Genomic DNA, 12,181 nt, shown 5'->3' on the forward strand with positions numbered 1-12,181 from the left:
CGCAAGGAGGAAATGCGTTGGAGCAGAAAAAATTCATCCCGCCCGCAACGATGAAAGACGTTGCCGACCAGGCCGGCGTATCCACCGCAACGGTGTCCCGCGCCTTGACCAATCCTGAGAAGGTGTCGGCCACCACCCGCCAAAAGGTGGAGCAGGCCGCGCTGGCGGTGGGATACTCTGCACAAAATCTTGCCCGTAATATGAAACGGCATGAGTCGAGAACGATTCTGGCGCTCGTTCCCGATATCTGCGATCCCTTTTTCACCGAAATGCTGCGCGGTATTGAGGAAACGGCGGCGGAACGCGGCTATCTGGTACTGATTGGCGATTGCGCCCACCAGCGCAAAACGGAAAAGACCTTTCTGGACCTGATCACTACCCGGCAGATCGACGGCATTCTGCTGCTGGGCTCGCAGCTGCCGTTTGATGCCGGCAAGGACGAACGCCGTCATCTGCCGCCGATGGTGATGGCAAATGAGTTCGCCCCTGAGCTGGATATGCCCACCGTACACATCGATAACCTGACCGCGGCGTTCGAGGCCGTCAGTTATCTCAATCAGCTGGGGCACCGGCGCATCGCCTGTATCGCCGGTCCGGAACAGATTCCGATCAGCGAATACCGGCTACAGGGCTATATTCAGGCGTTACGCCGCTGCGGGCTGGTGATCGACAACCAGTACATCGTGCGCGGCGACTTCAGCTATGACACCGGTTCCCGCGGCCTGATACGGTTGATGTCGCACCCCACGCCGCCCACCGCGATTTTCTGCCACTGCGACGTCATGGCGCTGGGGGCGCTGACGCAGGCGCGCAAAATGGGGCTGGACGTGCCGCGTGACCTGTCGCTGGTCGGGTTCGATGACATCGCGCAGGCCAGCCACTGCTTTCCGGCGCTGACCACCGTTTCCCAGCCGCGCTACGATATCGGTCGCGAAGCCATGCTATTGCTGCTGGCTCAATTGCAGCAACACAAGGTCCAGCGGGGGTCGCGGCTGATATCCAGCCAGCTGATTATCCGCGACAGCACCGCCGCGCCGTCTCTGCGTGTTACAGGCTTTAAGAATTCCGGTGCTGGTCAAACATTTTAGGGTTCAGTAACATGGCGACCTGTTACTTATTTTTTTCGCAACGAAACGATTGTGGCACAACGAGACTATGTCAGCCGGGGGCGTTCTGGAACGCGCCGGAAAAAAACATCCAGCCGGAAACGAGGCGGGTCCTCGGGCGCATCCAAGACGATGATAGCGCTGGCCGTTGCCGTGCTGGTCACGTTTGCCGGCGGACTCTATTTTATCGCCCACAATAAGCCGGACGAATCGCCGGTCCTGCCGCATCAGGGGACCAAAGGCAACGGGTTGCCGCCTAAACCGGAAGAGCGCTGGCGTTATATCAAGGAACTGGAAAACCGGCAGATTGGCGTTGCTTCGCCGACCGAACCCTCGGCGGGCGGAGAAATCCAGTCGACGGGCCAACTTACCGATGAACAGCGGCAACTGCTGGAGCAGATGCAGTCGGACATGAAACGCCAGCCGACCACGCTGACGGAAGTGCCCTACAACGATCAAAGCCAGATGCCGGCCCGCTCGGTAGCGCCCAGGCCGCAGACGGTCGTGCCGATCGTGCCCAATACCAGCACCATGACGCCGCCGACGCCGCCGCGTACCACGACTGCCGTTCCGGCGGCCAGCCAGCATCATACGACCCAGGCGACGACGCCACCGGCACAGACGGCGCAGAAACCGGTGCAGACAGAGCCCCGTAAAGAGGCCGTCAAAACTGAAACGGCAGCCAAAGAAACCGCCAAAGCCGACAGCAAGACAGCAGAGAACACCAAGCCAGAGAAAGAACAACGCTGGATGGTGCAATGCGGTTCGTTCAAAACAGCGGAGCCTGCCGAATCGGTAAGAGCGGAACTGGCGTTTGCCGGCGTCGAAAGCCGTATCGCCAGCAGCGGCGGCTGGCATCGGATTATGCTCGGGCCGTACAACAGCCGTACCGTGGCCGACAAAATGGCACAAAAACTCAAAGGCATGGGGCAATCCAACTGCATCCCGTTAGCCAGCGGGGGTTGAAAACCCCCCGCCCCTCCCCCATGTTTATCGTCAATATGCCCCGCGTCCGCGCGGGGGCCTTTTTCTCAGTAACGGGGATAAACTCGTGACAACAATTGTAAGCGTACGCCGCAACGGTCAGGTCGTGATTGGCGGAGACGGACAGGCCACCCTGGGCAACACCGTAATGAAAGGCAACGTGCGTAAAGTACGCCGTCTGTACAACGACCGGGTTATCGCCGGATTCGCTGGCGGCACCGCCGATGCGTTTACCCTGTTTGAACTGTTCGAACGCAAGCTGGAGCTGCATCAAGGGCATCTGGTGAAGGCCGCCGTGGAACTGGCTAAAGATTGGCGCACCGACCGCATGCTGCGTCGGCTGGAAGCGCTGCTGGCGGTCGCCGACGAAAACGCGTCGCTGATCATCACCGGCAACGGCGACGTGATTCAGCCGGAAAACGATCTGATCGCTATCGGCTCCGGCGGCCCCTACGCGCAGGCTGCCGCGCGCGCCCTGCTGGAAAATACCGAATTAAGCGCCCGGGAGATTGTCGAAAAATCACTGGGTATTGCGGGTGACATCTGCATCTACACCAACCAGTTCCACACGATTGAAGAATTAGCCTCCAAGGCGTAAGGATCTACTATGTCTGAAATGACCCCGCGCGAAATAGTCAGCGAGCTTGATAGCTACATCATCGGCCAGCACAAAGCGAAGCGCGCCGTGGCGATTGCCTTGCGTAACCGCTGGCGCCGCATGCAGCTGGAAGAGAGCCTGCGCCATGAAGTCACCCCGAAAAACATTCTGATGATCGGCCCGACCGGGGTGGGGAAAACCGAAATCGCCCGTCGTCTCGCCAAGCTGGCCAACGCCCCGTTCATCAAGGTGGAAGCGACCAAATTCACCGAAGTGGGCTACGTCGGCAAGGAAGTAGACTCGATTATCCGCGACCTGACCGATGTCGCCATCAAGATGGTGCGCCAGCAGTCGATGGAGAAAAATCGCTACCGCGCCGAAGAGCTGGCCGAGGAGCGCATTCTGGACGTACTGATTCCGCCGGCCAAGAACAACTGGGGCCAGACGGAAGAGAATCACGAGCCGTCTGCCGCCCGTCAGGCGTTTCGCAAGAAACTGCGCGAAGGGTCGCTTGACGATAAAGAGATCGAAATCGAGCTGGCGGCGGCTCCCGTCGGCGTCGAAATCATGGCCCCTCCGGGCATGGAAGAGATGACTAATCAGTTGCAGTCAATGTTCCAGAACCTGGCGGGTCAGAAACAGAAAAACCGCAAGATCAAGATTCGCGAAGCCTTCAAGCTACTGGTGGAAGAAGAAGCCGCCAAGCTGGTCAACCCGGAAGAGCTTAAGCAACAGGCGATCGAAGCGGTAGAGCAGCACGGCATCGTGTTCATCGATGAGATCGACAAGATCTGCAAACGGGGCGACACCTCCGGTCCGGACGTGTCCCGCGAAGGGGTGCAGCGCGACCTGCTGCCGCTGGTGGAAGGCTGTACCGTGTCCACCAAGCACGGCATGGTGAAAACCGACCACATCCTGTTCATCGCCTCCGGCGCGTTCCAGGTCGCCAGCCCGTCGGATCTGATCCCCGAGCTGCAGGGTCGTCTGCCGATTCGCGTGGAATTGCAGGCGCTGACCACCGAAGACTTCGAACGTATTCTGACCGAACCCAGCGCGTCGCTGACCCGTCAGTATCAGGCATTGATGGAAACCGAAGGCGTCAACATCACGTTCCAGCCGGACGGCATCCGTCGTATCGCGGAAGCGGCCTGGCAGGTTAACGAGCGCACGGAGAACATCGGCGCCCGCCGTCTGCACACGGTGCTGGAACGACTGATCGAAGAAGTATCCTACGGCGCCAGCGAAATGAACGGCCAAACCGTGACGATCGATGCAGATTATGTACGCAGTCACCTTGATGAGTTGGTAGCAGATGAAGATCTGAGCCGATTTATCTTATAATCCGTGTTCACGGATCGCACTGATGACTGACCAGTGGGAGGCCAATGCCTCCCACTGCTGTTTTTATCACCGTCACCAGGCTTTATTTTCCAGAACTGAACGCGCCACAATCTGGCTGATACCATGGCCCATTAACACCATGACCCAATTGACACATAGCAGCAAAACCCAAGCCTGGCTGGACAGCCTGCGTCCCAAGACGCTGCCGCTGGCTTTTGCCTCCATCGTTACCGGCACCGTCATCGCCTGCTGGCACAGCAACTTCAAGCCCGGCGTGGCGCTGCTGACGCTGATTACCGCCGGCTTGTTGCAAATCCTCTCCAATCTGGCTAACGACTATGGCGACGCCGTGAAAGGCAGCGACAAGGAAGACCGCATCGGCCCGCTACGCGGCATCCAGACCGGCGCCATCAGCCTGCAGGAGCTACGCAAGGCTCTGCTCATTACCGTGACGCTGACGGCGATTTCCGGCAGCGCGCTGGTCGCGCTGGCCTGCGAAAAGCCGGTGGACATCGTGGTGTTTCTGGCGCTCGGCCTGCTGGCGATTCTGGCCGCCATTACCTATACCGTCGGCAATAAACCGTATGGTTATATTGGGCTTGGCGACATCTCGGTGCTGATCTTTTTCGGCTGGCTGAGCGTGGCCGGGTCGTACTACCTGCAAACCGGCTACTTCGACAGCAGCGTCATTCTGCCCGCCACCGCCTGTGGTTTGCTGGCCGTCGCGGTGCTCAACATCAACAATCTGCGCGATATCGACAGCGATCGGGAAAACGGCAAGAACACGCTGGCGGTAAGGCTCGGCGCTCACAAGGCCCGGCGCTACCACATGGTGCTGCTGATGACGGCGCCGGTCTGTCTGGCGCTGTTCGCCATGCTTTATCTGCATACGCTGGCAGGCTGGCTGTTTATTCTGGCGCTGCCGCTGCTGGTGAAGCAGGGGCGCTACGTGATGCGGGAAACCACCGCGTTCAGCATGCGTCCGATGCTGGAAAAAACCGTCAAGGGCGCGTTGCTTACCAATCTGCTGTTCGCGGTGGGCGTGCTGCTGAGCTAGGCGCATGCCCGCTGAGGCAGAGTAACGGCTTGTCCCGGTTGGCAAAATCACTACCGATTACTGATGCGGGTCAAAGCCGCAGTTGATGATTTTGCCAACAACAAACAGAAAGGGATATACTCAGTCTCACACTTCCAGCGGCAACAGACGTTACTCCTATGAAATACGATACTTCCGAACTGTGTGATATCTATCATGAAGAGGTCAATGTAGTTGAGCCTCTTTTCTCCAACTTTGGCGGGCGTAGTTCATTCGGCGGCAAAATCATCACGGTGAAATGCTTTGAGGATAATGGCCTGCTGTTCGACGTGCTGGAAGAAAACGGCAGCGGACGCGTGCTGTTGGTCGACGGCGGCGGCTCCGTTCGCCGGGCGCTGGTTGACGCTGAACTGGCGCGGCTGGCTACGCAGAACGAGTGGGAAGGCATCGTGGTGTACGGTGCGGTGCGTCAGGTCGATGACCTGTCGGAGCTGGACATCGGCATTCAGGCGATGGCGGCGACCCCGGCGGGGGCGGCCAGCGAAGGCATCGGCGAAACCGATATCCGGGTGAATTTCGGCGGCGTGACCTTCTTCTCCGGTGACCATCTGTATGCCGACAATACCGGCATCATTCTGTCTGAAGACCCGCTCGATCTGGAATAACAGGCGATACCCAAGGGCGTCAACAGACGCCCTGTGCGCATCCCGTCTGTCTGACTTCGGCGATTACTGAACGTCTTCCATTTTACCCAACAGCGCACGCAGGCGCTCTTGCCATACCAGCTGTTCCTGCTTTAACTGCTCGTTCTCGCGCATCAACGCATCACGGTTGCCCGCCATACTCTCCACTTCCTGCGACAACGTATTGTTCTTCTCTTTCAGCTCTTCGATTTCCATCTGCAACAGCGTGATCGTGTCAATCGCCTGCTGAACTTTCGCTTCCAGCTTCTCAAACACTTCAAATGACATAACTTCTAACCCCTTTTGATCGCACGGCATAAGCCGGTTAACGCAGATGTACCACGAACGGGTGCGTCACGGACGGCATTTCATCAACAGATGCCTCACGTCTTCACACCCCGGCGCTGGCGCGCCCGACGTAAACGCCAGCCAAATTGTATGTAGCCGGATCAGGCGTGTCCAGCGCACCGCCGGTAAAACAGCGACTCTGCCTGCTTTTTCGCTCATACGCTATCAGCACAGACTGAAAATCACCCTGATCATTATTAAACAGCTTTAATGTTAATGCATTTAACACCCCTGTTAACACCCGCCCGGCGGGCAGATGAGTGCTTTGTCGCTAATTACGCGAATGCGCGCATTTTCTTGACGCATCACACACATTTTGATTTCGATATTTCTCGTTTTCGAGCATTAACGATAAATTCACATCCGAAATACAAAAAGAGTCTGGCCGTGAATCCTTCCAGGACCGACGGGACAGACCAGAAACGCGCAGGTTATTCCATCGGCCTGCGTCAACCATCCATGCTGTAGCCTACAAGCAGGAACAAGCATTATGAGTCAATCTGAACTTTCTACCCTTAAAGGCCAGTGCATCGCCGAGTTTCTCGGCACTGGCCTGTTGATTTTCTTTGGCGTTGGCTGTGTGGCGGCTTTGAAACTGGCGGGCGCCAGCTTCGGGCAATGGGAAATCAGCATTATCTGGGGGTTGGGCGTCGCCATGGCGATCTACCTGACCGCCGCGATTTCCGGCGCGCACCTCAATCCGGCGGTGACCATTGCATTATGGCTGTTCGCCTGCTTCGACGGCCGCAAAGTGATGCCGTATATCCTCGCGCAGGTGGCCGGCGCATTCTGCTCGGCCGCATTGGTCTACGGCCTCTATCACAACCTGTTCGACAATATCGAGCAGACGCACAATATGGTGCGCGGCAGTGTGGAAAGCCTCGATCTGGCCGGGATCTTCTCCACCTACCCCAACCCGCATATTTCGGTCTTGCAGGCCTTCCTGGTGGAAATGGTCATCACCGCCATTCTGATGTGCCTGATTCTGGCGCTGACCGACGACGGCAACGGCATTCCGCGCGGGCCGCTGGCGCCGTTGCTGATCGGTATTCTGATCGCGGTGATCGGCGCATCGATGGGGCCGTTGACCGGATTTGCCATGAACCCGGCGCGTGACGCGGGTCCGAAGCTGTTTGCCTATTTCGCTGGCTGGGGCAAGATTGCACTGACCGGCGGGCGCGATATTCCTTATATGCTGATACCGATTTTCGGCCCGATTGTCGGCGCCTGTCTGGGCGCGTTCAGCTATCGCACCCTGATTGGCCGCAACCTGCCCTGCGATGTCTGCGCGACAGACAACGACACGGCAGCGTCAGCCCAAACCCGTAAGGTCTAACCCTACTCCGCTCACAGGATTACGTTTATGAACCAGGAAAAAAAATACATCGTCGCGCTCGACCAGGGAACCACCAGCTCACGAGCTGTCGTACTGGACCATGACGCCAACATCGTCAGCGTATCCCAGCGGGAATTTACCCAGATCTACCCCAAAGCGGGCTGGGTAGAACACGACCCGATGGAAATCTGGGCCTCGCAAAGCTCCACACTGGTGGAAGCGCTGGCGAAAGCCGGCATCAGCAGCGACGAAATCGCCGGCATCGGTATCACCAACCAGCGTGAAACCGCCGTGGTATGGGAAAAAGAAACCGGCAAACCCATCTACAACGCCATCGTCTGGCAATGCCGCCGCTCCGCCGACATCTGCGAAAAACTGAAAAAAGACGGGCTGGAAGAGTACATCCGCGCCAACACCGGCCTGGTGGTCGACCCGTATTTTTCCGGCACCAAGGTCAAATGGATCCTCGACCATGTGGAAGGCTCACGTGAACGCGCCCGCCGCGGCGAGCTGCTTTTCGGCACCATCGACACCTGGCTTATCTGGAAAATGACTCAGGGTCGCGTCCACGTCACTGATTACACCAACGCCTCCCGCACCATGTTGTTCAACATCCATACGCTGGACTGGGACGAACGCATGCTGGAAGTGCTGGATATCCCGCGCGCGATGCTGCCGCAGGTGCGCCCGTCCTCCGAGGTTTACGGCCAGACCAACATCGGCGGCAAAGGCGGCACCCGCATTCCCATCGCCGGTATCGCCGGCGACCAGCAGGCGGCGCTGTACGGCCAACTGTGCGTACATCCCGGCATGGCGAAAAACACCTACGGCACCGGCTGCTTCCTGCTGATGAACACCGGCACCGAAGCGGTACGCTCCAAACACGGCCTGCTGACCACCATCGCCTGCGGCCCGCGCGGCGAAGTGAACTATGCGCTGGAAGGCGCGGTATTTATCGGCGGCGCGTCGATCCAGTGGCTGCGCGACGAACTGAAACTGATTGGCGATGCGATGGACTCCGAATACTTCGCCACCAAGGTGAAAGACAGCAATGGCGTCTATGTGGTGCCGGCGTTCACCGGGCTGGGCGCGCCCTACTGGGACCCGTACGCCCGCGGCGCAATTTTCGGCCTGACCCGCGGCGTTAACGCCAATCACATCATCCGCGCCACGCTGGAATCCATCGCCTACCAGACCCGCGACGTGCTGGACGCGATGCAGGCCGACGCCGATACTCGCCTGCAATCGCTGCGGGTGGACGGCGGCGCGGTCGCCAACAACTTCCTGATGCAGTTCCAGTCCGACATTCTGGGCACCCGCGTCGAGCGTCCGCAGGTGCGTGAATCCACCGCGCTGGGGGCGGCATTCCTCGCCGGTCTGGCGACGGGTTTCTGGAATGATCTGGACGAAGTGAAGAGCAAGACCGCCATCGAGCGGGAGTTCCGTCCCAGCATCGAAACCGTGGAACGCAACTTCCGTTACCGCGGCTGGCAAAAAGCGGTGGAACGCGCCCGCGCGTGGGAAGAACACGACGAGTAAAATCATCGCTATCCTTGATCGGGCGCGGCTATCGCGCCCTTTTTCCTTCCACCTCGCCCCTCGTCCGTCATCACGCCTGTGCTACCATAATGCCCCGACAATTCCTTTATTCCCCGTTCAAGACAGGTACCCATGAAACGTGAATTAGCCATCGAATTCTCCCGCGTTACCGAAGCAGCCGCGCTGGCCGGTTACAAATGGCTGGGCCGTGGCGATAAGAACGCCGCCGACAACGCTGCGGTGCAGGCGATGCGTATCATGCTCAATCAGGTCGACATCAACGGTCGAATCGTCATCGGCGAAGGCGAAATCGATGAAGCGCCGATGCTCTACATCGGCGAGCAGGTGGGCACCGGGCACGGCGACGCGGTAGACATCGCCGTCGATCCGATCGAAGGCACCCGCATGACGGCGATGGGGCAGGCTAACGCGCTGGCGGTGCTGGCGGTGGGTGAACAGGGGGCATTCCTGCACGCGCCCGACATGTACATGGAAAAACTGATTGTCGGCCCGCAGGCCAAAGGCGCTATCGACCTTGACCGTCCGCTGGAAGACAACCTGAAACGGGTTGCAGAACGATTGGGCAAGCCGCTCGGCGAGCTCACCGTGATCACACTGGCCAAACCGCGCCACGATCGGGTGATCGCCGACATGCAGCGGCTGGGCGTAAAAGTGTTCGCCATTCCTGATGGCGACGTGGCCGCCTCTATTCTGACCTGCATGCCGGAAAGCGAGGTCGACGTGCTCTACGGCATCGGCGGCGCGCCGGAAGGCGTGATCTCGGCGGCAGTGATCCGCGCGCTAGACGGCGACATGCAGGGGCGTCTGCTGGCCCGTCACCAGGTGAAGGAAGACAATGCGGAAAACCGTCGGCTGGGCGAGCAGGAACTGGCGCGCTGCCGTGAAATGGGCATCGAAGCCGGCAAGGTACTGATGCTGGGCGACATGGCGCGCAACGACAACGTGATATTTTCCGCCACCGGCATCACCAAGGGCGATCTGCTCGACGGCATTTCCCGCCGCGGCAACATCGCCACCACCGAAACCCTGCTGATCCGCGGCAAGTCGCGCACCATCCGCCGCATCAGTTCTACCCATTATCTGGACCGCAAAGATCAGGCGCTGCACGCCTTTTTGCTGTAGTCGCGACAAGGCACGAATTGTTTCACTGTTGTTAACAGATCGCGTATCGTAAGGTCTGGCTGCGCGCAGCCCTGTGACACCCGAGAGATCAAAACAGGAGCATAGAACCATGGCAGAGTGGGTGACCGGCAAGGTTATTCAGGTTGAACACTGGACGGAAAACTTATTCAGTCTGCGGCTGGAAGCGCCGGTGGCGCCGTTTACCGCCGGGCAGTTCGCCAAGCTGGCGCTGGAACTGGACGGCGAGCGAGTGCAACGCGCCTATTCCTACGTCAACGCTCCCAGCGACAATCTGCTGGAGTTTTACTTGGTCAACGTGCCGGACGGCAAGCTCAGCCCGCATCTGCACCGTTGCCAGCCGGGCGACGAGGTGCTGGTGACGCAGGAAGCCGCCGGCTTCTTCGTGCTCGACGAGATTCCGGACTGCGACACGCTGTGGATGCTGGCGACCGGCACCGCCATCGGCCCGTATCTGTCGATTCTGCAGGAAGGGCGCGACCTGGAACGGTTCAAACATATCGTGCTGGTGCACGCCGCCCGTTTCGCCCGCGATCTCAGCTACCTGCCGCTGATGCAACAGCTGGAACAGCGCTATGACGGCAAGCTGCGCATCCAGACCGTGGTCAGCCGCGAGGAACAGCCCGGCACGCTCACCGGCCGCGTGCCGGCGCTGATTGAAAGCGGTGCGCTGGAGGCGGCGGTCGGCCTGCCGATGGACGCGGCGACCAGCCACGTGATGCTGTGCGGCAACCCGCAGATGGTGCGGGATACCCAGCAGTTGCTCAAAGACACGCGGCAGATGAGCAAACACCTGCGCCGTCGTCCCGGCCATATGACCAGCGAGCACTACTGGTAACGACGAGCGAGATTCAGGAAGCGCGGAGCCGCAACGGCTCCGCCGCCGGTCCGAAACGATTTGCGCCAGCCGTACCGACAAACGCGCCGCAATCCAGCAGCATCATCACGGCAATCAACACAGGCAGGAAACTCCCCACCCCCCACTGACCGAGCGGCGGCAGCATCGACCAGTTGCCGTTGCCCAGCATCCAGGCCACCACCAGTAATAACGCCCACCAGCCGCTTTTGTTGCGGTCATGCAGCCGTTTGACCAGTATCGCCGCCAGCGGCCACATCAACACCACCAGCACGAACGCCGCTTTCTGGGTTTCCAGCCAGCCGGTACCGGCCAGCATGAACAACCCCACCATTAGCGCCAGCACAATCACCATCCCTAACCAGAAATCCCGGCGGCCAACACGGCCGCGAAACGAAAAACACCATTGTTGTATCGTCATCACTTTCCATCCCCGAATGCGGTTCTACGGACGTGAGTTTACCTTAAGTCAGGCCGGGTTTTTTATCGCACGTTTTGACAATTGAGTCCGAATCCCGTTTTAATCACACAGCATGCCAACGGTACGTGACGATACTGATAAATTGATGATGAAAAATGCCCTGTTGATTGTTTGTTGCCTGTCTGCTGGCCTACTCTGCACCCCGTTTGCCAGGAGTGACGGTCTGTTCCAGCAAAAACCCCCGACCGCCGCGCCTTATCTGCTGTCAGGCTCTCCCACGTTCGACATGACCATCGTACAGTTTCGCACCCGTTATAACCTGAGCAACCCGTCGTTGCCGATTAGAGAATACCGGGTGGTCGATACCGGCGATGACTCGCCCAATCTGACGCGCGCCGCCAGCCGCATCAACGATCGTCTGTATTCTTCCACCGCGCTGGAAAAAGGCACCGGCAAGATCAAAACCATGCAGATTACCTGGCTGCCCAAACCGAAAGATACCGACCAGAGTGGTCGACGCAAACAGGCTATCGGCTACATGGCGGCGCTGGTGCGCACCTTTATGCCGTCGTTGACCACCGAGCAAAGCCTGAAAAAGATCGAAACGTTGCTGGAAAAAGGCAAAGGGCAGCGCTTTTACCAGCAAACGGAAGGAGCATTGCGCTACGTCGTGGCGGATCATGGCGAAAAAGGGCTAACTTTCGCTGTTGAACCGATTAAGCTGGCGCTATCTGATTCGTGATCACATCGAGAATTAGGCACGAAAAACAGA

Annotated in this window: 13 protein-coding genes; 11 read left to right on the forward strand and 2 right to left on the reverse strand. The window is 58.9% G+C overall.

Translation table 11 applies throughout. The annotated features are described in order from the left end of the window. The first annotated feature begins 17 nt into the window (after positions 1-17). The 6 genes from cytR to rraA all read left to right on the forward strand — a co-directional run bounded on the left by cytR (position 18) and on the right by rraA (position 5,730). Positions 18-1,088: a DNA-binding transcriptional regulator CytR gene (gene cytR / locus CVE23_RS21260; RefSeq protein WP_038917486.1), complete on the forward strand. Its 1,071-nt coding sequence runs from the start codon at positions 18-20 to the stop codon at positions 1,086-1,088. A 51-nt stretch (positions 1,089-1,139) separates the two neighbouring features. Further along, positions 1,140-2,072 (forward strand): cell division protein FtsN, encoded by a 933-nt coding sequence (gene ftsN / locus CVE23_RS21265; RefSeq protein WP_071605138.1) that lies wholly within the window; start codon positions 1,140-1,142, stop codon positions 2,070-2,072. 85 nt (positions 2,073-2,157) lie between these two features. After that, complete coding sequence (gene hslV, locus CVE23_RS21270; protein WP_012767897.1) at positions 2,158-2,688, forward strand: ATP-dependent protease subunit HslV; 531 nt, start codon at positions 2,158-2,160, stop codon at positions 2,686-2,688. A gap of 9 nt (positions 2,689-2,697) precedes the next feature. Beyond that, entirely contained in the window at positions 2,698-4,029 is a 1,332-nt protein-coding gene (hslU, locus tag CVE23_RS21275; RefSeq protein ID WP_038664546.1) for an HslU--HslV peptidase ATPase subunit, read from the forward strand. A 139-nt stretch (positions 4,030-4,168) separates the two neighbouring features. Next, positions 4,169-5,086 carry a 1,4-dihydroxy-2-naphthoate polyprenyltransferase gene (locus CVE23_RS21280; RefSeq protein ID WP_038669173.1) on the forward strand — a complete coding sequence of 306 codons (918 nt, stop codon included), beginning with the start codon at positions 4,169-4,171 and terminating at the stop codon, positions 5,084-5,086. Positions 5,087-5,244: 158 nt separating this feature from the next. Next, positions 5,245-5,730 (forward strand): ribonuclease E activity regulator RraA, encoded by a 486-nt coding sequence (gene rraA, locus CVE23_RS21285; protein ID WP_012767894.1) that lies wholly within the window; start codon positions 5,245-5,247, stop codon positions 5,728-5,730. Between the two features lie 63 nt (positions 5,731-5,793). On the opposite strand, the gene zapB is transcribed toward rraA, so the two are convergent. Continuing rightward, positions 5,794-6,036 (reverse strand): cell division protein ZapB, encoded by a 243-nt coding sequence (zapB, locus tag CVE23_RS21290; RefSeq protein ID WP_013315893.1) that lies wholly within the window; start codon positions 6,034-6,036, stop codon positions 5,794-5,796. Between the two features lie 550 nt (positions 6,037-6,586). Here zapB and CVE23_RS21295 point away from each other — a divergent pair. From CVE23_RS21295 to fpr, 4 genes are all read left to right on the forward strand, one after another. Further along, positions 6,587-7,432 (forward strand): MIP/aquaporin family protein, encoded by an 846-nt coding sequence (locus tag CVE23_RS21295; protein ID WP_038664541.1) that lies wholly within the window; start codon positions 6,587-6,589, stop codon positions 7,430-7,432. Positions 7,433-7,459: 27 nt separating this feature from the next. Continuing rightward, positions 7,460-8,971 carry a glycerol kinase GlpK gene (glpK, locus tag CVE23_RS21300; protein WP_038917484.1) on the forward strand — a complete coding sequence of 504 codons (1,512 nt, stop codon included), beginning with the start codon at positions 7,460-7,462 and terminating at the stop codon, positions 8,969-8,971. Between the two features lie 132 nt (positions 8,972-9,103). Further along, complete coding sequence (glpX, locus tag CVE23_RS21305) at positions 9,104-10,114, forward strand: class II fructose-bisphosphatase (RefSeq protein ID WP_038664536.1); 1,011 nt, start codon at positions 9,104-9,106, stop codon at positions 10,112-10,114. A 109-nt stretch (positions 10,115-10,223) separates the two neighbouring features. Continuing rightward, positions 10,224-10,970 (forward strand): ferredoxin--NADP(+) reductase, encoded by a 747-nt coding sequence (gene fpr, locus CVE23_RS21310; RefSeq protein WP_100850290.1) that lies wholly within the window; start codon positions 10,224-10,226, stop codon positions 10,968-10,970. Positions 10,971-10,983: 13 nt separating this feature from the next. On the opposite strand, the gene CVE23_RS21315 is transcribed toward fpr, so the two are convergent. After that, positions 10,984-11,409: a DUF805 domain-containing protein gene (locus tag CVE23_RS21315; RefSeq protein WP_038664530.1), complete on the reverse strand. Its 426-nt coding sequence runs from the start codon at positions 11,407-11,409 to the stop codon at positions 10,984-10,986. Positions 11,410-11,557: 148 nt separating this feature from the next. Here CVE23_RS21315 and CVE23_RS21320 point away from each other — a divergent pair, with 148 nt between their 5' ends. After that, on the forward strand, positions 11,558-12,151 hold the full coding sequence (locus CVE23_RS21320; RefSeq protein ID WP_100850513.1) for a DUF1454 family protein: 594 nt from the start codon (positions 11,558-11,560) through the stop codon (positions 12,149-12,151). Positions 12,152-12,181: the final 30 nt, after the last annotated feature.

It is taken from the genome of Dickeya fangzhongdai, assembly GCF_002812485.1.
Lineage (GTDB): Bacteria > Pseudomonadota > Gammaproteobacteria > Enterobacterales > Enterobacteriaceae > Dickeya > Dickeya fangzhongdai.